18 protein-coding genes are annotated in these 21,497 nt (G+C 68.9%); 12 read left to right on the forward strand and 6 right to left on the reverse strand.

Annotated elements, in window-relative coordinates; genetic code table 11:
* Nucleotides 1-188: 188 nt before the first annotated feature.
* From AC1VVG_RS23085 to AC1VVG_RS23120, 8 genes are all read left to right on the forward strand, one after another.
* Nucleotides 189-2,420: a TonB-dependent siderophore receptor gene (locus tag AC1VVG_RS23085; protein ID WP_034185580.1), complete on the forward strand. Its 2,232-nt coding sequence runs from the start codon at nucleotides 189-191 to the stop codon at nucleotides 2,418-2,420.
* A gap of 59 nt (nucleotides 2,421-2,479) precedes the next feature.
* A complete protein-coding gene (gene pnuC, locus AC1VVG_RS23090; RefSeq protein ID WP_059558612.1) occupies nucleotides 2,480-3,115 on the forward strand; it encodes a nicotinamide riboside transporter PnuC in 636 nt (211 codons plus the stop codon).
* Between the two features lie 36 nt (nucleotides 3,116-3,151).
* Nucleotides 3,152-4,342, forward strand: a complete 1,191-nt coding sequence (locus AC1VVG_RS23095; RefSeq protein WP_482836375.1) for a phosphotransferase enzyme family protein — start codon at nucleotides 3,152-3,154, stop codon at nucleotides 4,340-4,342.
* Between the two features lie 240 nt (nucleotides 4,343-4,582).
* Nucleotides 4,583-5,893, forward strand: coding sequence for a TolC family protein (locus AC1VVG_RS23100; RefSeq protein WP_482836377.1), 1,311 nt, complete (start codon nucleotides 4,583-4,585; stop codon nucleotides 5,891-5,893).
* Nucleotides 5,894-5,919: 26 nt separating this feature from the next.
* Entirely contained in the window at nucleotides 5,920-7,389 is a 1,470-nt protein-coding gene (locus AC1VVG_RS23105) for an efflux RND transporter periplasmic adaptor subunit (protein ID WP_482836379.1), read from the forward strand.
* Between the two features lie 125 nt (nucleotides 7,390-7,514).
* Nucleotides 7,515-10,727 carry an efflux RND transporter permease subunit gene (locus AC1VVG_RS23110; protein ID WP_482836380.1) on the forward strand — a complete coding sequence of 1,071 codons (3,213 nt, stop codon included), beginning with the start codon at nucleotides 7,515-7,517 and terminating at the stop codon, nucleotides 10,725-10,727.
* Nucleotides 10,727-11,410 (forward strand): heavy metal response regulator transcription factor IrlR, encoded by a 684-nt coding sequence (irlR, locus tag AC1VVG_RS23115; protein ID WP_006490455.1) that lies wholly within the window; start codon nucleotides 10,727-10,729, stop codon nucleotides 11,408-11,410. Before AC1VVG_RS23110 ends, irlR begins: the two co-directional genes overlap by 1 nt.
* Nucleotides 11,407-12,837 (forward strand): heavy metal sensor histidine kinase, encoded by a 1,431-nt coding sequence (locus AC1VVG_RS23120; protein WP_482836382.1) that lies wholly within the window; start codon nucleotides 11,407-11,409, stop codon nucleotides 12,835-12,837. The genes irlR and AC1VVG_RS23120 overlap by 4 nt, the downstream gene beginning before the upstream one ends.
* Nucleotides 12,838-12,916: 79 nt before the next feature.
* Here the strand turns inward: AC1VVG_RS23120 and AC1VVG_RS23125 are convergent, their stop codons facing one another.
* Complete coding sequence (locus AC1VVG_RS23125; RefSeq protein ID WP_034185587.1) at nucleotides 12,917-13,204, reverse strand: DUF4148 domain-containing protein; 288 nt, start codon at nucleotides 13,202-13,204, stop codon at nucleotides 12,917-12,919.
* A gap of 140 nt (nucleotides 13,205-13,344) precedes the next feature.
* On the opposite strand from AC1VVG_RS23125, the gene AC1VVG_RS23130 reads away from it, so the two are divergent.
* A complete protein-coding gene (locus AC1VVG_RS23130) occupies nucleotides 13,345-13,740 on the forward strand; it encodes a hypothetical protein (RefSeq protein WP_482836384.1) in 396 nt (131 codons plus the stop codon).
* A 202-nt stretch (nucleotides 13,741-13,942) separates the two neighbouring features.
* Here AC1VVG_RS23130 and AC1VVG_RS23135 read toward each other — a convergent pair whose 3' ends face one another.
* Nucleotides 13,943-15,103 (reverse strand): porin, encoded by a 1,161-nt coding sequence (locus AC1VVG_RS23135; protein ID WP_482836386.1) that lies wholly within the window; start codon nucleotides 15,101-15,103, stop codon nucleotides 13,943-13,945.
* Between the two features lie 316 nt (nucleotides 15,104-15,419).
* Between AC1VVG_RS23135 and AC1VVG_RS23140 the strand changes: the two genes are divergently transcribed.
* Both AC1VVG_RS23140 and AC1VVG_RS23145 read left to right on the forward strand, forming a co-directional pair.
* Nucleotides 15,420-15,695 carry a DUF4148 domain-containing protein gene (locus tag AC1VVG_RS23140; RefSeq protein WP_034185589.1) on the forward strand — a complete coding sequence of 92 codons (276 nt, stop codon included), beginning with the start codon at nucleotides 15,420-15,422 and terminating at the stop codon, nucleotides 15,693-15,695.
* Nucleotides 15,696-15,761: 66 nt separating this feature from the next.
* Entirely contained in the window at nucleotides 15,762-16,265 is a 504-nt protein-coding gene (locus tag AC1VVG_RS23145) for a hypothetical protein (protein ID WP_069245859.1), read from the forward strand.
* A 14-nt stretch (nucleotides 16,266-16,279) separates the two neighbouring features.
* On the opposite strand, the gene AC1VVG_RS23150 is transcribed toward AC1VVG_RS23145, so the two are convergent.
* Both AC1VVG_RS23150 and AC1VVG_RS23155 read right to left on the reverse strand, forming a co-directional pair.
* A complete protein-coding gene (locus AC1VVG_RS23150; protein ID WP_482836387.1) occupies nucleotides 16,280-17,005 on the reverse strand; it encodes a ZIP family metal transporter in 726 nt (241 codons plus the stop codon).
* Between the two features lie 163 nt (nucleotides 17,006-17,168).
* Nucleotides 17,169-18,464 carry an O-acetylhomoserine aminocarboxypropyltransferase/cysteine synthase family protein gene (locus tag AC1VVG_RS23155; RefSeq protein WP_049036769.1) on the reverse strand — a complete coding sequence of 432 codons (1,296 nt, stop codon included), beginning with the start codon at nucleotides 18,462-18,464 and terminating at the stop codon, nucleotides 17,169-17,171.
* A gap of 149 nt (nucleotides 18,465-18,613) precedes the next feature.
* On the opposite strand from AC1VVG_RS23155, the gene AC1VVG_RS23160 reads away from it, so the two are divergent.
* Nucleotides 18,614-19,282, forward strand: a complete 669-nt coding sequence (locus AC1VVG_RS23160; protein WP_124668772.1) for an O-methyltransferase — start codon at nucleotides 18,614-18,616, stop codon at nucleotides 19,280-19,282.
* Between the two features lie 9 nt (nucleotides 19,283-19,291).
* Here AC1VVG_RS23160 and AC1VVG_RS23165 read toward each other — a convergent pair whose 3' ends face one another.
* Both AC1VVG_RS23165 and AC1VVG_RS23170 read right to left on the reverse strand, forming a co-directional pair.
* Nucleotides 19,292-20,443 carry a DUF1176 domain-containing protein gene (locus AC1VVG_RS23165; protein ID WP_482836389.1) on the reverse strand — a complete coding sequence of 384 codons (1,152 nt, stop codon included), beginning with the start codon at nucleotides 20,441-20,443 and terminating at the stop codon, nucleotides 19,292-19,294.
* 196 nt (nucleotides 20,444-20,639) lie between these two features.
* Nucleotides 20,640-21,455 carry a nucleotidyltransferase domain-containing protein gene (locus AC1VVG_RS23170; protein WP_034185595.1) on the reverse strand — a complete coding sequence of 272 codons (816 nt, stop codon included), beginning with the start codon at nucleotides 21,453-21,455 and terminating at the stop codon, nucleotides 20,640-20,642.
* Nucleotides 21,456-21,497 lie beyond the last annotated feature (42 nt).

The following is a 21,497-nucleotide window of genomic DNA, read 5'->3' on the forward strand; positions in this document are numbered from 1 at the left end:
TCCGATGTCCCATCCCGCGTCTTCCTGGCTGACCGGCATGCGTGCGTGCCATATCGTCCGGTTCGTCTGATGAATGGCGTGTCGCCGCACGCGGCCGGTGACGGTGCGGATTGCGTCCGCGGGGGCATGCTTCGCAGCTTCGTAACGGATTTCGACAGGGTCGAGTGGCGAGTTTTCCATCCAGAACAATGACGGTGAATCGAACAACAGCGACGTCCGCACGGCGGCGGCGCACCAAGGTCGGGCTCGGAGTCGGCCTCGGCATCACGCTTTTCGCGGCGCAGGCCGCCGCGGCACCGGGTGACGCGCCCGCACCGGACGCCGACGCGGCCGGCACCGCGACGCTGCCCGCGATCACGGTGAGCGGCGAGCGCGGCGGCACGCTGCGCGCGCGCAATGCGTCGGTGGCCGGGCTCGACGACGCGCCGCTGCGCGATACACCGGCGTCGGTGAACGTCGTCACGCGCGCGCTGATCGACGACCAGCAGGCGAAGCGGCTGAGCGACGTCGTGCGCAACGACGCATCGGTCGTCAACGACTACGCGCCGGTCGGCTATTTCGAAGGCTTCGCGATCCGCGGTTTTCCGGTCGATCTCGCGAGCGCGATCCGGATCGACGGGCTGACGGTGTCGGGCGAGCAGAACGTGCCGCTCGAGAACAAGGAGCGCGTCGAGATCCTGAAGGGGCTGGCCGGCATCGACAGCGGCGTCGTCGCGCCGGGCGGCGTGATCAACTTCGTGACCAAGCGCTCCGCGAACGTCGCGAGCGTGACGGGCGGCGTCGACAGCCGCGGCTCGACGTCGGCGGCCGTCGATCTCGGCCGCCGCTTCGGCCCCGACCATCAGTTCGGCTTCCGGATCAACGCCGCGAAGGAGAACATGCACGCCTACATCGACGGCACGAACGGACGGCGCACGTTCGGCTCGATCGCCGCCGACTGGGACATCAGCCCGCGCGCGAGCCTGCAGCTCAACGCCGAATTCCAGCAGTGGATCCAGCGCTCGGCGCCCGGCTACCAGTTGCTCGGCGGCACCGTCGTGCCGTCGGTCAAGACGACGTCGAAGGCGCTCGGCACGCAGCCGTGGGCGAAACCGGTGACGACCGATGCGCTGAACCTGAACGCCCGCTTCGACTACCAGTTCAACGACGACTGGAAGGCGTACGTCGCCGCGGGCCGCAGCCGCACGATGATCGACGACAACAGCGCGTTCGCGTACGGTTGCTATTACGCGGCAAGCTGCACGGCTGGCGCGACGTCGCCGTTTTTCTTCGGCGCGAACGGCGACTACGACGTGTACGACTTCCGCAGCCCCGGCGAATACCGGCGCAACGACGACCTGCGCGCCGTCACGACCGGCAAGTTCGCGACGGGACCGCTGCGGCACGAACTGACGCTCGGCGTAAGCGTGCAGCGTCGCGTCGTGCACATGGCGACCGCCGTGTACGACTATGTCGGCAGCGAGAACATCGACGGACCCGACGTCACGTTTGCACCGTCGCCGAATACGCCCGGGCCGTCGTATCCGCAGCTCGATTCGTGGCAGTACGGCGTGTTCGGACTCGACCGCATCAGCATCGGCGAACACTGGCAGGTGCTCGCGGGCGGCAAGGAAGTGCTGCTGCGCCAGCGCAGCTGGAGCAGTCTCGACGGCGACACGACGCACACCGACCGCTCGGTGTTCCTGCCGCAGGTCGCGCTCGTCTACAAGCCGGTCAACGTGCTGTCGCTGTATGCGTCGTACAGCAAGGCGCTGTCGCTCGGCGACCAGGCGCCGGTGCGCGCGACCAATGCGTATGCGTTCCTGCCGCCGGTCGAATCGCACCAGATCGAGGTCGGCGCGAAATACGACTGGCTCGACCGGCTGAGCCTCACGGCCGCCGTGTTCTCGATCAGCAAGCCGTTCCAGTTCGCCGACCCGGATGCGTCGGGCACCGCCTACACGTTCGTGCAGCGCGGCACGCAGCGGCACCAGGGGATCGAGCTCGGCGCGGCCGGGCGCGTGACCGAGCGGCTGGGGCTGACGGCCAGCGTCGCGGCGATCCGCGCCCGCGCGTACGATTCGGGGTCGCCGGCCTACGAAGGGCACCAGATCATCAACGTGCCCGCGCTGCGCGCGTCGCTGTATGCGGATTACGCGGTGCCGGGCGTGGCAGGGCTGAACGTGCTCGGCGGTGTCGAGTACAGCGCGGCGCGCAACGCGAACGAGGAAGGCACCGCGCGCGTGCCGTCATGGTTCGTGTTCAATCTCGGCGCGCGCTATACGACGAAGATCGGCGGCCATCGCACGGTGCTGCGCGTGTCGGTCGACAACCTGTTCAACAAGTTCTACTGGCGCGACGCGGGCGAGCAGCAGGGCGATGCGTACCTGTTCCCGGGGGCGCCGCGCACCGCGCGCGTGTCGTTGACCTATGATTTCTGATGACCGGGAACCGGCTGCGTGACGCGCGGCCCCGGCAGCCAACCAGGAGAGCACAGACGATGTCCCCACTCGAAATCGCCGGCGTGATCGTCAGCGCGCTCGCGATCTGGCTGACCGCGAAGCGCCGCATGCTGTGCTGGCCGGTCGGGCTCGCGTCGGTTGCGCTGTACGGCTGGATCTTCTTCGATGCGAAGCTGTATTCGGACATGCTGCTGCAGGGCGCGTTCGCGGTGCTGCAGGTGTACGGCTGGCAGCGCTGGCTCGCGCAGCGCGCGAGCGAAGCCGGCGGCGGCGGCGCGGCGCCGGCCGGCGACGTCGCGCCCGTCACCGGCGTGCGGCCGCGCCAGATGCTGCCCGACCTGGTCGCGGCCGTCATCGGCAGCGCGCTGCTCGGCGGCATGATGGCACGCTGGACCGACGCGGCGCTGCCGTTCGTCGACGCGTCGCTGACCGCGTTCAGCCTCGTCGCGCAATACTGGACCGCGCGGCGCTACATCGCGTCGTGGGGACTGTGGATCGTCGTGAACGTCGTCTACGTCGGGATGTTCGTGTTCAAGGAACTGTATCTGACGGCCGGACTCTATGCGCTGTTCATCGGGCTGGCCGTCGTCGGCTGGCGCGACTGGAGCCGGACCGCCGCCGCGTTGCGCGCGGCGGCCGGCGGCGCGCTGGCGCCGGGCGGCGGCGCGCGCTGATTCACGCACGGATTCAACCACGGAGCAACGTCGTTCATGTCATTCCCCCTCGAGCCGGACGGCCCCCTGTCGCGTGACGTCGCACCGCCGCAATTCGGCGTCGACGGCGAGCAGGCCGAACGCGACTGGCCGCTGATGACGCACGACGAGGTGGCGGCCATACTCGCGCGGATCGATGGCGCGGGCGAGCCGGCGCGGCTGACGTGGCACAGCCCGCGGCAGTTCGCGGCGGCGGTGCTCGTGCGGATGGCGGACGGGCGCGGGTTGTTCGTCAAGCGTCATCATGCGAGCCTGCGCGATGTCGCGGGCCTCGAGGAAGAGCATCGCTTCATCGCGCATCTGCGCGAACGCGGCATCCCCGTGGTGGACGTGCTGGCCGGTCGCGACGGCGCGACCGCGTTTGCGTCCGGCGAGTGGACGTACGAGGTGCACGTGCTCGCGCCCGGCGTCGATCCGTATCGCGGCGTGACGTCGTGGCAACCGTTCACGCATCCTTCGCACGCCTACGCGGCCGGCCGCGCGCTGGCCGAGCTGCATCGCGCGTCGGCCGGTTACGCTGCGCCGGCGCGCCCCGTACGGACGCTGCTGTCGAGTTTTCGCGTGCTGTCGTCCGCCGATCTGGCCGGCGCGCTCGAACGCTGGGTCGAGGCGCAGCCGCTGCTCGTGCGTGCACTCGGTTCGCGCGACTGGCGCGGCGACGTGGCCGACGCGATCGGCCCGTATCACGCGCGCCTCGTGCCGCTGCTGCCCGCGTTGCCGCCGTTGTGGACGCACGGCGACTGGCATGCGTCGAACCTGCTGTGGACCGGGGCGGGCCCCGGCGCACAGGTGCGGACCGTGCTCGATTTCGGCCTGTCGGATCGTACCTGCGCGGTGATGGACCTCGCGCTCGCGATCGAGCGCAATACGATCGACTGGATGGCGCCGGCCGATGCGCGGCGCATCGAGTACGATCAGATCGACGCGCTGCTCGACGGTTACGAATCGCTCGAACCGCTGAACGACGACGTGTATGCCGCGCTGGTCGCGCTGCTGCCGATCGTGCATACGGAGTTCGCGCTGTCGGAAGTCGCGTATTTCGGCTGCATCATCGATGCGCCGGCGATCGTCGACATCGCGTACGACGGCTACCTGATCGGGCACGCGCGCTGGTTCGGCGAGCGCGACGGGCGGCAACTGCTCGACTGGCTCGTGCAACGCCGGCGCGCGAAACAACCCGTCACCTGATTCGCGTGCGGGGCGGCGGCCCGCGCGTGCCGAAGCCCCGAGCCTCCGCAGTCTTTCGCGCGGCCGTCGCGCCGCGCGCTCACCGAACTTTCCCGATCGTCAAAACGGGGCACCGTCCCCACGGGGCGCCGCGCGTCTGCGTGCGGCTGCGTCCAACATGACGGAAATATCATCTTCGCCTCATGTTCGCACTGCGGCCCGACCGTAGCATCGGTCGCAACCGTTACCGCAGAACCGAACATGCTCAAGCTCCCTCTCTCCGCGGCCGTCGCCTTCGCGATGGCCGCGACGGCGTATGCGCAGCCGTCGCTGCCGCCGCCGGCGACAGCTGCCGCCGGCAGCGCCGCACCGATCGGCGCACCGCCGTCCGACGCACGTCCCGCCCCGTCGTTGACGCTTTCCGATGCACTCGCCGTCGCGGCCCGGAACAATCCGGCGCTGCGCGGCGCGCGCGCGGACGTCGATGCGTCGGCCGGCGCGCTGCTGCAGGCCGGCGCGCGCCCCAATCCCGAAGTGTCGTTCCTGCAGGAGAGCTTCCGCAGCAACGAACGTACGTCGACCGCGCTGATCAACCAGACCATCGAACTGGGCGGCAAGCGCCGCGCGCGGCTCGACGTCGCGTCGTACGGCCGCGAGTCGGCCGGCGCGTCGCTCGACGAGCAGGGTGCGGTCGTGCGCGCCGACGTGATCGCCGCGTTCTACGGGCTGCTCGCCGCGCAGCGGCAGCTCCAGGTCACCGAGGAATCGGCCGCGATCGCCGCGCGCTCCGCGGATCTCGCGGGGCGCCGCGCGCAGGCCGGCAAGGTGTCGCCGGTCGAGGCGACGAAGGCGCGGGTGGCGGCGGCCGGCGTGCGGATCGAAGTCGTGACGGCGCGCGGCAAGGTGGACGTCGCGCGCGAGAAGCTGAACGCGGTGATGGGCGAAGCGCGCGGCGACCGGCTCGCCGTGCTCGGCGACCTCGAAACCGTGCCGCCGGTCGAGCCGCTGCCCGCGCTGACCGCGCAGCTCGACGATGCGCCGCTCGCGCGGATCGCGCGCGCCGAGATGCTGCGCTCGAACGCGGCCGTGTCGCTCGAACGTGCGAGGCGCATTCCGGACGTGACGGTCAGCGCGGGCGTGAAGCGCGTGACGACGGGCGGCGTGCCCGACAACCAGGCCGTGGTCGGCGTATCGATCCCGATTCCGCTGTTCAACACGAACAAGGGCGCGCTGCTCGAGGCGACGCACAAGGCCGAGCGCGCGAATGCCGATCTCGATTGCGAACGCATGCGCCTGCGGCTGGCGCTCACGCAAGCCTACGCGAATTTCGAGGCCGCCGAGCAGGAAGCGCAGCGGCTGAAGTCCGACATCCTGCCGGCCGCGCGCGTCGCGCTCGACGCGATGTCGCGCGGCTACGAACTCGGGAAGTTCAGCTTCCTCGACGTGCTCGATGCACAGCGCACGCTGTTCCAGGGGCAGTCGCAATACGTGCGCGCGCTCGCCGACGCCCATTCGGCCCGCGCCGATATCGGCCGCCTCGTCGGCACGCCGCTCGCGGCCGTCGCGCAATAAGCGGCACTCTTACCGGAAGGATCATCATGTCACGCAGCAGAATCTTCGTTATCGCGGCGGCCGTGCTCGGCGGCGCAGGGATCGTGATCGGCGCGCTCGCCGTTACACGCGGCGGGAGCAACCCTTCGGCGCCCGCGGGCGCCGAAGCCGCGCAGCCGGCCGATGGCGCCGGCGCGCACGGCGGTGTCGTGCTGAAGCGCGGCAAGCTGTCCGTCGAGATCGTGATGACGGAAAAGCCCGGCGACGCGCGGCTCGTCGTCTATCCGTTCGTCGACGGCAAACCGGCCGACCAGGGCGTCACCGTGTCCGGCACGCTGGTGCGGTACGACCGCACGCGCGAGCCGTTGCGTTTCGACGCGTCGGGCCCGAAGTTCGTGTCCGCCCAGTCGATCGCGAAGCCGCACGTGTTCGACGCGACGATCGACGTGAAGGCCGGCAGCGACGCCGCATCGTTCCCGTTCGCGCGCGCCGACGGCGCGATCGCGCTGACCGACGCGCAACTGACGGCGTCGAGGATCGCACTCGCGAAGGCCGGCCCCGCGCAGATCGCGACGCCATTCCAGCTGCCGGGCGAGATCAAGTTCAACGAGGACCGCACCGCGCATGTCGTGCCGCGCGTGGCCGGCATCGTCGAGCAGGTGTCGGTATCGCTCGGGCAGAACATCGCGAAGGGGCAGGTGCTCGCGGTGATCGCCAGCACCGACCTGGCCGACCGCCGCAGCGAACTGCTGACGGCCGAGCGCCGGCTGTCGGGCGCGCGTGCGACCTACGCGCGCGAACGGACGCTGTGGCAGGAGCGCATCTCGGCCGAGCAGGACTACCAGCAGGCGCAGGTGCAGTTGCGCGAGGCCGAGATCGCCGTGCAGAACGCGCGGCAGAAGCTCGCCGCGCTGAATGCGCCGGCCGGCGCGGGGGCATTGAACCGCTACGAACTGCGTGCGCCGTTCGCGGGCACGATCGTCGAGAAACACGCGACGCCCGGCGAGGCGATCGCCGCCGATGCGAGCCTGTTCGTGATTTCCGACCTGTCGACCGTCTGGGCCGAGATGGCCGTGCCGGCGCAGCGGCTGAACGACGTGCGCGTCGGCCGCGACGCGACCGTCAGCGCGACCGCGTTCGAATCGCGTTCGAGCGGCCCGATCGCATACGTCGGCTCGCTGCTCGGCGAACAGACGCGTACCGCGCCCGCGCGTGTCATGCTGCCGAACCCGGACGGCGTGTGGCGCCCGGGGATGTTCGTGAACGTGTCGGTCGACGCGGGCAAGCAGGGCGTGCCGCTCGCGGTCGCGAGCGAGGCGCTGCAGGATGTCGACGGCGCGCCGTCGGTGTTCGTGCGCTCGCCGAAGGGGTTCGTCGCGCAGGCCGTCGAGACGGGGCGGCGCGACGAGCGCGCGACCGAGGTGCTGAAGGGGTTGAAGCCGGGCCAGGAATACGCGGCGTCGAACAGCTTCGTGCTGAAGGCCGAACTCGGCAAGGGGAGCGCCGAACATGAATGAGCGATATGTGTGCGCCATTGCGCGGATGGCGGCCCGACTGGCGGCCCGCTTTCCGGCGCGCCGCGTGACCGGCCGGGCGGCTCGTCCGGTGCGGGCGACCGTTCCCCGTTTCAAGGAATTTCGACATGTTTGAGCGCCTGATCCGCTTTGCGATTGCGCACCGCTGGCTCGTGATGCTGGCGATCGCGGCCGTGGCCGCACTGGGCGTGTTCAGCTACCAGAAGCTGCCGATCGACGCGGTGCCCGACATCACGAACGTGCAGGTCCAGATCAACACGTCCGCGCCCGGCTATTCGCCGCTCGAGGCCGAGCAGCGCATCACCTATCCGGTCGAGACCGTGATGGCCGGGCTGCCGGGCCTCGAGCAGACGCGCTCGATCTCGCGCTACGGGCTGTCGCAGGTCACCGTGATCTTCAAGGACGGCACCGACATCTACTTTGCGCGGCAGCTCGTCAACGAGCGCATCCAGGAGGCGAAGGACAAGCTGCCGGCCGGCATCGCGCCCGCGATGGGGCCGACGTCGACGGGCCTCGGCGAGATCTACCTGTGGACCGTCGAGGCCGACGCCGGCGCGCGCAAACCCGACGGCACGCGTTATACGGCGGCCGACCTGCGCGAATTGCAGGACTGGGTGGTCCGGCCGCAGTTGCGCAACGTGCGCGGCGTGACCGAGGTCAACTCGATCGGCGGCTACGTGAAGGAGTACCGCGTCGCGCCGAATCCGGCGAAGCTGATGTCGTACGGGCTGACGCTCGCCGACGTCGTGCGCGCGCTGGAACGCAACAACGACAACGTCGGCGCCGGCTACATCGAAAAACGCGGCGAGCAGTACCTGGTGCGCGTGCCGGGCCAGGCGCGCACCGTCGACGACATCGCGAACATCGTGCTGACCAACGTCGGCGGCGTGCCGGTGCGGATGAAGGACGTCGGCGCGGTCGACATCGGCCGCGAGCTGCGTACCGGCGCCGCGACGTCGAACGGCGAGGAGGTCGTGCTCGGCACGGTCTTCATGCTGATGGGCGAGAACAGCCGGACGGTGTCGAAGGCCGTCGCCGCGAAGATGGCGGACGTGAACCGCACGCTGCCGGCCGGCGTGAAGGCGATTCCCGTGTACGACCGCACCGTGCTCGTCGAGAAGGCCGTCGCGACGGTGAAGAAGAACCTGCTCGAAGGCGCGATCCTCGTGATCGCCGTGCTGTTCCTGTTCCTCGGCAATATCCGCGCCGCGCTGATCACCGCGCTCGTGATTCCCCTGTCGATGCTGATGACCTTCACCGGCATGGTCAACGCGAAGGTGAGCGCGAACCTGATGAGCCTGGGCGCGCTCGACTTCGGGATCATCGTCGACGGCGCGGTCGTGATCGTCGAGAACTGCGTGCGGCGGCTCGCGCATGCGCAGGCGGCGGCCGGGCGGCCGCTCACGCGCGAGGAGCGGTTCGCCGAGGTGTTCGGTGCATCGCAGGAAGCGCGCCGCGCGCTGATCTTCGGGCAACTGATCATCATGGTCGTGTACCTGCCGATCTTTGCGCTGACCGGCGTCGAAGGCAAGATGTTCCACCCGATGGCGATCACCGTCGTGATGGCGCTCGCCGCCGCGATGGTGCTCACCGTCACGTTCATCCCGGCGGCCGTCGCGCTGTTCATCGGCGAGCGGGTCGAGGAGAAGGAGAACCGGCTAATGGGCTGGGCGCGGCGCGCGTACGAACCGGTGCTTGCCGCGTTCATGATGCGCCCGGCGCGCGTGATGATCGGCGCCGGCGCGATCGTGCTGGTCACGCTCGGGCTGGCCACGCGGCTCGGCAGCGAGTTCATCCCGAGCCTCAACGAAGGCGACCTGGCCGTCTCCGCGCTGCGGATTCCCGGCACGAGCCTGTCGCAGTCGGTGGAGATGCAGAAATCGATCGAGAAGACGCTGAAGGCGCGCTTCCCCGAGATCGAGCGCGTGTTCGCGCGCACCGGCACGGCCGAGATCGCGGCCGACCCGATGCCGCCGAACCTGTCGGACGGCTACATCATGCTGAAGCCGGCCGACCGGTGGCCCGACCCGAAGAAGCCGAGCGACCAACTGGTGCGCGAGATCGAGGCCGCGCTCGCCGCGCTGCCGGGCAATGCGTACGAGTTCTCGCAGCCGATCCAGCTGCGCTTCAACGAACTGATCTCGGGCGTGCGCAGCGACGTCGCGGTGAAGATCTTCGGCGACGACATGGCCGTGCTGAACCAGACCGGCGAGCAGATCGCGGCCGCGCTGCGGAAGGTGCCGGGCGCGTCGGAGGTGAAGGTCGAGCAGACGACCGGGCTGCCGGTGCTGACCGTCAACCTCGACCGCGACAAGCTCGCGCGCTACGGCGTGAGCGTCGCCGACCTGCAGGACTCGGTGGCCGCGGCCGTCGGCGGGCAGAAGGCCGGCACGCTGTTCCAGGGCGACCGCCGCTTCGACATCGTCGTGCGGCTGCCCGACGAGCTGCGTTCCGACATCGAGGCGATCAAGCGGCTGCCGATCGCGCTGCCCGCGCCGGCGGCGGGCGCCAGCGGGCCGATTGCGGCGGCGCCGTACGTGCCGCTCGCGGAGCTCGCGACGATCGACGTCGCGCCGGGCCCGAACCAGATCAGCCGCGAGGACGGCAAGCGGCGCGTCGTCGTCAGCGCGAACGTACGCGGCCGCGACGTCGGCTCGTTCGTCGCCGATGCGCGCGAGCAGCTGCAGCAGGACGTGCGCGTGCCGGCCGGTTACTGGGTGTCGTGGGGCGGCCAGTTCGAGCAGCTGCAGAGCGCGAGCGAGCGCCTGAAGCTCGTCGTGCCGCTCGCGCTGTTCATGGTGTTCGTGCTGCTGTTCGTGATGTTCAACAACGTGAAGGACGGGCTGCTCGTGTTCACCGGCATTCCGTTCGCGCTGAGCGGCGGCGTGGTGTCGCTGTGGCTGCGCGGGATTCCGCTGTCGATCACGGCGGCGGTCGGCTTCATCGCGCTGTCGGGCGTCGCCGTGCTCAACGGTCTCGTGATGATCTCGTTCATCCGCAACCTGCGCGACGAGGGGATGCCGCTCGACGCCGCGGTGCGCGACGGCGCGCTGACGCGGCTGCGGCCGGTGCTGATGACCGCGCTCGTCGCGTCGCTCGGCTTCCTGCCGATGGCGTTCGCGACCGGCACCGGCGCCGAGGTGCAGCGGCCGCTCGCGACGGTCGTGATCGGCGGTATCCTGTCGTCCACGGCGCTGACGCTGCTGGTGCTGCCCGTGCTGTACCGCGTCAGCCATGCGGTGTCTTGGCGCGCCGCGTTTCGCGGCGGCCTCGGTGCGGGCGTGCTGCGCCGGCTGGGTTTCTTCAAGGGTCATGCGTGATGCGAATTCTGATTGTCGAGGATGAACCGAAGACGGGCGCGTATCTGCGCAAGGGCCTCACCGAGGCCGGCTATGTCGTCGACTGGGTCGAGGACGGCATCACGGGCCAGCATCAGGCCGAGACCGAGGAGTACGACCTGCTCGTGCTCGACGTGATGCTGCCCGGCCAGGATGGCTGGACGCTGCTGCAGAACCTGCGGCGCAGCAAGTCGACGCCGGTGCTGTTCCTCACCGCGCGCGACGATGTCGGCGATCGCGTGAAGGGGCTCGAGCTTGGCGCCGACGACTATCTCGCGAAGCCGTTCGACTTCGTCGAGCTGACCGCGCGCATCAAGTCGATCCTGCGGCGCGGCCAGCCGCGCGACTCGAACACGCTGCGCGTGGCCGATCTCGAACTCGACCTGACGCGCCGCAAGGCCACGCGGCAGGGCGACACGATCCTGCTGACCGCGAAGGAGTTCGCGCTGCTGTGGCTGCTGATGCGCCGCGAAGGCGAAATCCTGCCGCGCGCGACGATCGCGTCGCAAGTGTGGGACATGAACTTCAACAGCGACACGAACGTCGTCGATTCGGCGATCAGGCGGCTGCGCTCGAAGATCGACGACGCGTACGAGCCGAAACTGATCCACACGGTGCGCGGCATGGGCTACGTGCTCGAAGCGCGCGGCGGCGCGGCCGCATGATCGCGCATCTGCTGCCGCGTACGCTGCGCGGACGCCTGACCGCGCTGATCATCCTGTCGACGTCGGTGATCCTCGCGTCGAGCGGTGTTGCGCTCTACGAGGCGCTGAGCAATCGCGTCGAAACGACGGCGGCCGAGCAGATGGCCGGCACGTCCGCCGCGCTGGGCGCCCACCTGGCCGGGGTGCGCATGCCGGCCGACGTCGCGCGCAACGCCGACATCTGGATCGACCAGTTGCACGGCCATCCGAACATGGATCTCGCGATCTTCGACGCCACGGGCACGCGCCTGGTCGGCACGCCCGGTTTCCGCCCGTATGCACCGCTGATGTCGCTGGAGGCCGGGCGCGTGCCGGTCGGCATCGCGCCGCCCGGCGCGCGGCACCAGTACCTCGTGACGAACGTGCCGCTCGCCGGCGCGGGGGCCGGTGGCCCGGTGGTGCGCGTCGCGGTGCAGTACGACCGCAGCGCCGACCTGCTGCTGCTGCGCACGCATGCCTATACGATCGTCGTGATCGAGGTGTTCGGCGTGGTGCTCGCCGCCGCGATGGCCTACGGTATCGCCGCGCTCGGCTTGAGCCCGCTGCGGCGGTTCGCGGCGCGGGCCGAGCAGATGTCGACGAGCCGGCTCGCGCATCCGCTGCCGGAACTCGATACGTCCGGCGAGCTGAAGGAACTCGAGCATGCGTTCAACGGGATGCTCGAACGCCTGAACGAGTCGTTCACGCGGCTGAGCCAGTTCTCGTCGAATCTCGCGCACGACATGCGCACGCCGCTCACGAACCTGCAGGCGGCCGCGCAGGTCGTGCTGTCGCAGCCGCGCGGCGCGGACGAATACCGGAGCGTGATCGAGTCGAGTATCGACGAATACCAGCGGCTGTCGCGGATGATCGAGGACATGCTGTTTCTCGCGCGCTCGGAACAGGCCGGCACGTCGATCGGCGTGCGGCGCCTGAATGCGGCCGAGGAGGCGGAGCGGGTGGCCGGCTACTACGAGTCGCTTGCGGAAGACGAGGGGGTGACGGTGAAGGTCGATGGCCACGCGTGGGTCGACGCGGACCTCACGCTGTACCAGCGTGCGCTGAGCAACCTGCTGTCCAATGCGCTGACCTATGCGCCGCGCGGCAGCGTCGTGACGATCGATTGCGTCGAGCAGGGCGGCGCGACGACGATCGCCGTGTCGGATACGGGGCCCGGCATCGCGGCCGAGCATGTCGGGCGGATCTTCGAGCGCTTCTATCGTGTCGATCCGTCACGGCACAATTCCGCGTCGGGCACCGGGCTCGGCCTCGCGATCGTCCGGTCGATCATGGACAATCACGGCGGCGAATGCGGCGTCGACAGCGATCCCGGCCGCCGCACGACGTTCTGGCTGCGCTTTCCGCGCCGGCCGGCCGAGCCGAACCGGCCGGCGGCCATCGGCACCTGACAGCGCGGGCGGGCACGTTCGCGCGTTCGCCCGGTGGCGGCCGCGCGCGGCGTGCTGCCCGCACGCGTGTGGCCGAGCGTCATTGCCGTGCGGTCAGGTTGTCGTGGTTGTCGGTCTGCGGCTTTTTCTCGCCGCCGTGCACCGAAATCCCGTGAAGCTCCTTGTTGCGCGCGACGATCTCGCCGGTCGGCGGGTATTGCGTCTTGCCCGTCGGCACGACACCGTCGTGCTGCGCCTGCTTCAGTTCGTTGACGACCTGCGTGCGGCTCTTGCCCTGCGGTTGTGTTTGCGCGAACGCGGCCTGCGTGGCCATGCCGAGCGACAGCGTGGCGGTGACGAACAGTGCTGCGAGTTTTGCCGTTTTCATCGAGTGTTCTCCTTGATCAGGTCGCCGGGTGGCGAACCATGGACCCAGTATGCGAAAGCGGCCGTGCGTCATCGTGATCGCGAGATGAAAAAAACGTCAGATTGCGCGAGCAGGCAGCGTGCCGTCGGGATCCGGCCGGCATGATGCAACCGTCATGTTCGCGTCATGGGCGCGACGAGCGGGAAGCGGAACATGAAGCCTGCCGATGGCCGACGTGGCCGGCGGCATGCGTGCCGTTCGCGACAGCAGCATGGAAAGCGGGCGGTCCTGTTCAGACATTCATTCCGGACCGAAAAGTGCATCGTCCCGCCATCCGTCTAGCCTTGATCGCAGTCCTGATCGTCCCGCTGTTCGCGGGCTGCGTGTCGACACGTTCCGGCACGACCGAGGCCAGGCCCACCGCTGCGCGCAAGGCGGTGCCGGCCGACCTCATGCCGGGCGAGCAGATCGACTATGCGGGCCACCGCTGCGGCAATCCGAATCTGTACGTGAAAACGCATCCGTGCCTGTTCCCGCGACCCGATCCCGCACCGTGATCGTCCGGCTGGCGACAAAAAAAGGCCCGGCACTCAGCGAGTGCCGGGCCTAATGCGTGATCGTGCCGTGCGGCAGCGACCCGCTGCGTGGGTGGTAACGGGCGCGGCCCGTCACGTCTTCGATCGTAGCGGCGCGATGCGTCGCGAACCTGATCGCAACATGAAATTTCCGTCACGTTGCGCGCATGGATGGCGGCCGCGATCAGAACCGGTGCCGCAACCCGAGATTGACGATGCCCTGCGTGCGCGTGCCGCCATAGCCGTACGAGCCGATCGATGCCTGCGCCGTTTGCGTGCCGCCGTCGAGCGTGCGCTGTTCGCCGTTCGCACGCTGCCAGGCGCCGACCGCATAGAGATCGGTGCGCTTCGACAGCATGTAGTCGGCGCCGGCGGACACCTGGTGGTAGGTGGCGCTCGTATCGCCGCGGGCGCGCGTGTAGCTGTAACCGACGCCGACGAGCAGGCCGGGCGTCGCCTGGTAGTTGAAGAAACCGCGCGCGGTGTCGTATTTCTGCGTGCTGCGGAACGCGGACATCGCATCGGCCTTGTACTGCGCATTGCTGTAATCGATGCCGACCGCGAACGGCGCGAAGTTGTAGCGCAACGCGCCGCGCGCGATGTCGATCGATTTCGCGGAGAGGTAGCCGCCGTTGACCAGCGATCCGTCGAACGTGCCGTCCGACGTGCCGTTCCAGCCGGTCCGGATGCCGTTCTCGAGCGACGAGCGGTTGGCTGCGGAGTAGTAGCCGCCCGCGACGTCGAGCGGGCCGTAGCTGTACGACAGGCCGGCCGACCAGGTCTGGCCCGCGCCGCTCTTGCCGGCCACGCCGCCGAGCGCATACATGCCGACGAACTGGAAACCGCCGATCACGGGCGACGTGTATTTCACGGCGTTGTCGGTGCGCGACGACGTGTCGTAGTTGTCGACGTCGCCGGGCGTCGCGTACACGCTGCCGAAATAGAAATCGCCGGTCACGGGCCAGGCGACGTCCGCGAGCGCGTCGTACTGGCGGCCGAGCGTCAAGGTGCCCCAGCGTGCGCTTTCCAGGCCGACGAACGCCTGCCGGCCGAACATCCGGTTGCCTTGCCCGAGCGCGCCCGTGTTCGGATTGAAGCCGTTTTCCAGCGTGAAGATCGCTTTCACGCCGCCGCCCAGATCCTCGGCGCCTTTCAGCCCGAAACGGTTGCCGAGCAGGTTGCCGTTGCCGAGGCCGACGAGGTTCCTGCCGTCGGCATTGGCGTTCCACACATAGGTCAGCGACGTATCGAACAGGCCGTAGAGGCTGACTTCCGCGGCATGGGCCGGTTGGGCGGTCGCGAGCAGCGCCCCCGAGAGCATGGCGAGCCGAACTGGATATTTCATGGTGCTTCCCCTGAAGTTCAAGATGATCGTTTCGCGCATCGTTCGACTCCGGTGCCCGGGCTTGCGGCGGCGGCCCGGAATATCGCGATCGCGCTGGCGATTCTGGAAAGCGTTCGGATCGTGGAGGTGAGGGACAAATGAGAAAAATGTCATCGCGGTGTCATGCACGCCCGGACATTCGAATTATTTAATGTGCACTGCGATGCAGAAGTCGTTCGCATGGTGACGAAACCGTCATGCGGCGATCACGCATCCGCACCAGCGCGGGATCAAAGTGAAGGCACCTGTCACGCCTTTTCAGCAAGGAGCACACCCCATGAACATTCCGCGCCCGATGATCGTCGCCGTCGTTGCCGCACTGTCGGCCGCAGCCCTCTCGCAGACCGTGTCGGCACAGCCGAAGAGTCGTCAGGAAGTGGTTCGGGAACTGGTGCGCGCGCGTCACGACGGCGTGATCCCGAGCCCGAATCACGACTATCCGGCGAGCCCGGCCGTTGTCGCGCGCAATCGGGAAATCCATCGTTCGACGGTGCATCGCGGCGAGAAAGCGCCGATGGTCGATGCGCACGACAACGGTTTCGCGGTGCTTTGATCAACGATTCACGGCCGGCCGGGGCCGTATCCGTCGGCCGGCTTCATCCATGCAGAGGAGCGAGTCATGCGTCATATCGCGAAAGGAATCGTGCTGGCGGGGTGCCTGATGACGACGGCTGCGATGGCGGCCGGCTGGCCCGAGCGTGCGCTGTCGCACGCGCCCGCCCACGACGTCGGCCCGCGGGCGAACGAGCGGATGCGGTGCGAATTCGCGGCCGTGCCTGCCGGCGCGTGGACGGCAACGTTCACGCAGGGGCAATGCGAGGTCGACAACGGGCGGCTGACGTTCGTGCCGGCCGAAGCGGGGAGCGGGGCGGCTGCGACGGAGAGGCGTATCGTGCTCGGCGAGGTCCGTACCGCGTCGCATCAGTCGCGCAAGTTGAAGGAACAACTGCAGTTGACGACGCGCGACACGGTCATCGCGCTGAACGTGCTGACCGACGACGGCAGCCGCAAGTCGCGCGAACATGCGATCGACCTGTGGACTGCGTTGCGCAACGAGGGCGTCACGCCCGTGAATGGCACGCGCGTCGTCGATACGTATCCGGCCGGCGCGACGACGTGGTAGCCGCCGCGTGTGGCTTATCCCGCCTTGACCGACCCTTCGATCAGGAAGAACACGATGAAGCCGATGAAGAACGCGGCCGTCGCGAACGGCGTTTCGGGCACCTCGTGCGCTTCGACGAGCAGTTCCTCGGTCACGAGGTACAGCAGCGCGACGGTGCCGAGCCCCAGCAGGGCCGCGTAGATGTTCGCCGGCAGGCCGGAGAATGCCGCATTGCCGGCCACGGCCGAGAGGCTCAGCAGTGCGGCCAGCCCGACCGGCACGACGATCGACAGCGTCCGGCCGATGCCTGCCGCGGCAAGCGCCGCGCTGACCGACAGCGCGAGGAACAACACTTCGAGCGTCAGCGCGACGGTCAGGATGATGCCGCTTTCGTCGCTGGCGGAGAACGCGATGCCGAGCACGAGGCCGTCGACGACGAGGTCGATCGCGGTAACGATGATCAGGCTCACAGGCAGCCGCGCGTCCTCGAAGCGTGCCTCGATCGTGCCCGACAGCGCGCGGATCGCGAGCATCAGCGCGAGGCCGAGCACGAACCCGACGACGACCGGAAACAGCGCATGCGCGCGGTCCTGCGGCAGCAGTTCGAGCGCCGCGGCCGCGAACACGATGCCGCCGGTGAAATGCTGGATGACGCTCGACGTTTTCGGGCCGGGCGCCCGCCATGCGGCCGCAAGCGCGCCGAAACAGGCCGCCAGCACGGGCGGTAAGGTGAGCAGCGCAAGCTTCGCGGTCGGTGTCATGGGGCCTCTCGGTCGGTCGGCGTGCCGCGCGGGAGCGGCATTGCACGGATCGTACGCGCCGGGCTGTGCCGCGGCATCAACCGGGGATTGAACACCTTGAAGCCGCTTCAGAGTCAAGCGGCTTGATGCAGGGCGCACCGGCCAGCCGGCACGCCCGTTCGCGTCAAAGCTGCGCGAGCGCCTGGTCGAGGTCGGCGAGCAGGTCGTCGATATGCTCGATACCGATCGACAGTCGCACCGTTTCTTCCTTCACACCGGCCTTCGCGAGTTCGGCGGGCGACAGTTGCCGGTGCGTCGTCGAGGCCGGGTGCGTCGCGAGCGACTTCGTGTCGCCGATGTTGACGAGTCGCGTGAACAGCTTCAGCGCGTCCTGGAACTTCGCGCCGCCGTCGCGGCCGCCCTTCACGCCGAACGTCAGGATGCCCGGCGCGCGGCCCGACAGGTAGCGGGCGACGAGTGCGTGGTCGGGGTGATCGGGCAGGCCCGCGTGGTTCACCCATTCGACGTGTTCGTGGCGCGCGAGATGCCGCGCGATCTTCAGCGCGTTGTCGCTGATCCGCTCGATGCGCAGCGCCAGCGTCTCGATGCCCTGCAGGATCTGGAACGCGTTGAACGGCGAGATCGCCGCGCCCATGTTGCGCAGCGGCACGACGCGCGCGCGGCCGATGTACGCGGCCGGCCCGAACGCTTCCGTATAGACGACGCCGTGGTAGCTGACGTCCGGCTCGTTCAGCCGCTTGAAGCGGTCGGCGTGTTCGGCCCACGGGAACTTGCCCGCATCCACGATCGCGCCGCCGAGGCTCGTGCCGTGCCCGCCGAGATACTTCGTCAGCGAGTGCACGACGATGTCCGCGCCGTGCTCGAACGGGCGCAGCAGGTACGGCGACGGCACCGTGTTGTCGACGATCAGCGGAATGCCGTGCCGATGCGCGACGTCCGCGAGCGCGGCGATGTCGGTGACGTTGCCGAGCGGGTTGCCGACCGATTCCGCGAAGATCGCCTTCGTGCGCGCGTCGATCAGCGGTTCGAACGACGCGGGGTCGCGCGGGTCGGCGAAGCGCGTGGTGATCCCGTATTGCGGCAGCGTATGCGCGAACAGGTTGTAGGTGCCGCCGTACAGCGAACTCGCGGACACGATGTTGTCGCCGGCTTCCGCGATCGTCTGGATCGCGTACGTGACGGCGGATTGCCCCGATGCAAGCGCCAGCGCGCCGATGCCGCCCTCGAGCGCGGCGATCCGCTGCTCGAGCACGTCCGTCGTCGGGTTCATGATGCGCGTGTAGATGTTGCCCTGGACCTTCAGGTCGAACAGGTCGGCACCGTGCTGCGTGTCGTCGAATGCGTACGCAACGGTCTGGTAGATCGGGACGGCGACCGCGCGCGTGGTCGGGTCGGGGCGATAACCGCCGTGCACGGCGATCGTTTCGAGGCGCCAGTTCGGCTTGGTCTGATCGGTCATGGGTGCTCCGCTTGTTGTTGTGAAGGTCGAGGGGGCCTGCCGTCCGGCGATTATAGGAGCACGTGCGCTGCGGTTCTTAGAACGAATGGTGGGTTGCTTATGCGAGCGTCGCGCATAGAATGCCTTTTTCCGCAGACGAAAGGTGCGCGATGGATCAGGATCGGTGGAACCAGGTGGATGCGTATTTCTCCGCGACGCTCGTGCCGTCGGACGACGCGCTCGACGCCGCGCTCGCGGCGAGCGACGCGGCCGGGCTGCCGGCGATCAACGTCGCGCCGAACCAGGGCAAGCTGCTGCAGTTGCTGGCGACGATCCGCGGCGCGCGGCGGATTCTCGAAGTCGGTACGCTCGGCGGCTACAGCACGATCTGGCTCGCGCGCGCGTTGCCGCCCGGCGGCACGCTCGTGACGCTCGAACTGAACCCCGCGCATGCGAAGGTCGCGACGCAGAACATCGCGCGCGCCGGGTTCGCGTCGGTCGTGTCGGTGGTGGTCGGCAACGCGAAGGACAGCCTCGCGCGGCTCGTCGACGCCGGCGAGGCGCCGTTCGATTTCGTCTTCATCGATGCGGACAAGGACAACAACGCGGTCTATCTCGACGCGGTGCTGAAGCTGTCGCGGCCCGGCACGGTGATCGTCGTCGACAACGTGGTGCGGGGCGGGCGCGTGGCCGATCCGGACAATCGCGAGCCCGACGTGATCGGCGTGCGCGACGGGTTCGCGCGCCTCGTGGCCGAGCCGGCGCTCACGACGACGGCCGTGCAGACGGTCGGGCAGAAGGGCTGGGACGGCTTCTCGATCTCGATCGTCGGCGCGTGACCGGATGCGTCAGTGCGCGCTTGCGGTCGCGTCGGCGCGCCGATACAGGCGCGGCCACTGGTCCTGGAACAGGCCGTTGCAGGTGCCGTGCGTCGCGATGTCGGCGAGCTGGAAGCGCCGGCCGTCGAAGATCCACGACGCGGTCGACCCGCAATCGCCGGCACTGCGCAACCGGACCTTGCTCGACAGCATCGCGCTGGCCGGATCGTAGCCGGCGTCGGTCAGTTCGTTCGGGAAAGACGCCGAATCGAGCCCCGCATTCGCGTTCTCGCCGAAGTTCATGGCCGTCGGCGTGTACGGTGCGGTGCGGCGAATGCGATACCACAGGTCGGTGTGGTTATACATGCTGCTGGTCTGGCACGGGATCGCGACGAGCGCCTCGTCGGCCGAGATCGCGACGGCGGTCGACGCCTTCCTGCGATCGCTCGCCGACATTTCGTCTTCGACATCGGCCGCGCACTGCTTCACGTCGGCGCCGAATTTCGCGAGCACCGCGTCGACGAGCGGGCGCTGTTCGGCGGCCGACAGGTTCGCGACGGGCGGCGGCGCCGGCGTGACGGCGGGCGGGAGCGCCGGCGCGGGCGGGACCGACGACGCGGGCCGGCTGCCCGGGCGCAGCAGCGCGGTGACGGTGCCGACGCGGCCCTGCGTATCGTCGATCAGCAGCAGCGCGGCATTCAACCCCGACAACGGCGTGCGCGCGGCGTGCGCGGAAGCCGGATCACCGAAGCTCAGCGCCTGTGCATTGCGCGATGCAGACAGCCACGCGTCGACCGTTGCCGGATCGTTCGTGCGGATCCGGAACGGGTGTGCCTGGTCGTCGTTCGGGTCGCCGAAGGCATGCCATTGGGCCGGCACCGCATCGAACGGGCGGCCGTCGACGCGTGCGGTACGCAAGTCCAGCGGTGCCGACGCGTAGAGGTCGAGCGACGGTTGCGCATCGGGGCCGGCATCGCGCGTCACGCGCAGGATCAGGCTGGGGCGTGCATCGTCGGTATCGTCGGCGTGACTCTCCGCGACACAGCGATTGCCGTTGTCGCAGACGACCGACCAGCTCTTGAAGTCACGCTCGACCGGCGGCCGCGCGAGCGGACGAGCCTGCGTGACGATCGGGGAAACGGCGAGGAGCACGGCGAGGGCAAGCGGAAAACGGTGCGACATGACGGTTCGTATCGACTGCGAAAGGGCGGGCGGAAGATGCCGGACTGCAAGCGCATCGTCAGCAAGCGGTGCAGGTCGAGTGCAGTGGCGCGAACGGTATCCAGTATACCGCTGCAACGGGCGGCGCTTGACGCGGCGACGCGTCAGGCGGATGGACAAACGGCGCGATGCCCGCCGGCACCGCGCCGTTCGTTTGTCATCGGCTGTCGACCACGTCGCGCAGGAACGTATCGAGCGTCGCCACGTCGCCCCACGGCCGCTTGTATGCGCGATCGTGTTCCGCATCGGCGAGCATCGACTCGACGAGCGCGTGGATCGCGGGGCGGCGCGGCCCGTACTCGCTTTCGTTCGCGCGCATCTTCAGTGCGAGCAATGCATCGAGCTCCGCGCGCACCGCCGGCTCGTGCACGGTGCCTTCGACGAGATCCGCGAAGCGCATCGGCGGCATGCCGAGCCCCATGTCGATCCAGCGCACCGCGAGCAGCGGCCGCAGTACGTACAGGTACTTCTTGTAACGCACCGTGTCGCCTTGCAGATAGCCGCGAAAGTTCTTCTTCGCCATCGCAAGGTAGTGGTGGCGTCCGCGCACCGGAGAGAAGAACGCCGCCGCCAGCGACCGCAGTCGCGGCGCCCAGCGCGCGTCTTCGCGATACACGACCGGCGAGTCGAGCCATTCGAGCAGCGTGGGATTCGAGCGGCGCAGCAGTTGCAATGCCTTGCGCAGCTCCCAGCCGCTCACGTCGAGTTCGTCGTCGAGCGGCCGTTCGATCACGTCGCGTCGCGCTTCGACGCTCAGGTACCAGTCGCGCCGGTGCACATACACGAAGCGGACGTCGTAGTCGCTGTCCGGCGACGCGAACCCCCAGCCGCGGCTGCCCGATTCGCACGCGAACAGGACGCTCACATCGTGGCGACGCTCGACTTCCGCGAGTTCCGCCATCACGCGCGCCCGCACCGCCGGGGCGACCGGATGCGCGCTGCGCACGGGCGTCAGGTTTTTTTCCGTTTTCATGATTGTCGTTTCCGTTTCGTTGCGCGCGGCCGCCGGCCATCG

This window comes from Burkholderia sp. L-4, from assembly GCF_056856535.1.

Excerpts from the sequence above, each read along its gene's own strand:
- AC1VVG_RS23110 (WP_482836380.1), top strand. The coding sequence starts at position 7,515 with ATGTTTGAGCGCCTGATCCGCTTTGCGATTGCGCACCGCTGGCTCGTG.
- AC1VVG_RS23100 (WP_482836377.1), top strand. The coding sequence starts at position 4,583 with ATGCTCAAGCTCCCTCTCTCCGCGGCCGTCGCCTTCGCGATGGCCGCG.
- AC1VVG_RS23140 (WP_034185589.1), top strand. The coding sequence starts at position 15,420 with ATGAACATTCCGCGCCCGATGATCGTCGCCGTCGTTGCCGCACTGTCG.
- AC1VVG_RS23130 (WP_482836384.1), top strand. The coding sequence starts at position 13,345 with ATGATGCAACCGTCATGTTCGCGTCATGGGCGCGACGAGCGGGAAGCG.
- AC1VVG_RS23085 (WP_034185580.1), top strand. The coding sequence starts at position 189 with ATGACGGTGAATCGAACAACAGCGACGTCCGCACGGCGGCGGCGCACC.
- AC1VVG_RS23125 (WP_034185587.1), bottom strand. The coding sequence starts at position 13,204 with ATGAAAACGGCAAAACTCGCAGCACTGTTCGTCACCGCCACGCTGTCG.
- pnuC (WP_059558612.1), top strand. The coding sequence starts at position 2,480 with ATGTCCCCACTCGAAATCGCCGGCGTGATCGTCAGCGCGCTCGCGATC.
- AC1VVG_RS23120 (WP_482836382.1), top strand. The coding sequence starts at position 11,407 with ATGATCGCGCATCTGCTGCCGCGTACGCTGCGCGGACGCCTGACCGCG.
- AC1VVG_RS23150 (WP_482836387.1), bottom strand. The coding sequence starts at position 17,005 with ATGACACCGACCGCGAAGCTTGCGCTGCTCACCTTACCGCCCGTGCTG.
- AC1VVG_RS23155 (WP_049036769.1), bottom strand. The coding sequence starts at position 18,464 with ATGACCGATCAGACCAAGCCGAACTGGCGCCTCGAAACGATCGCCGTG.
- AC1VVG_RS23135 (WP_482836386.1), bottom strand. The coding sequence starts at position 15,103 with ATGAAATATCCAGTTCGGCTCGCCATGCTCTCGGGGGCGCTGCTCGCG.
- AC1VVG_RS23105 (WP_482836379.1), top strand. The coding sequence starts at position 5,920 with ATGTCACGCAGCAGAATCTTCGTTATCGCGGCGGCCGTGCTCGGCGGC.
- AC1VVG_RS23170 (WP_034185595.1), bottom strand. The coding sequence starts at position 21,455 with ATGAAAACGGAAAAAAACCTGACGCCCGTGCGCAGCGCGCATCCGGTC.
- AC1VVG_RS23145 (WP_069245859.1), top strand. The coding sequence starts at position 15,762 with ATGCGTCATATCGCGAAAGGAATCGTGCTGGCGGGGTGCCTGATGACG.
- AC1VVG_RS23165 (WP_482836389.1), bottom strand. The coding sequence starts at position 20,443 with ATGTCGCACCGTTTTCCGCTTGCCCTCGCCGTGCTCCTCGCCGTTTCC.
- AC1VVG_RS23095 (WP_482836375.1), top strand. The coding sequence starts at position 3,152 with ATGTCATTCCCCCTCGAGCCGGACGGCCCCCTGTCGCGTGACGTCGCA.
- irlR (WP_006490455.1), top strand. The coding sequence starts at position 10,727 with ATGCGAATTCTGATTGTCGAGGATGAACCGAAGACGGGCGCGTATCTG.
- AC1VVG_RS23160 (WP_124668772.1), top strand. The coding sequence starts at position 18,614 with ATGGATCAGGATCGGTGGAACCAGGTGGATGCGTATTTCTCCGCGACG.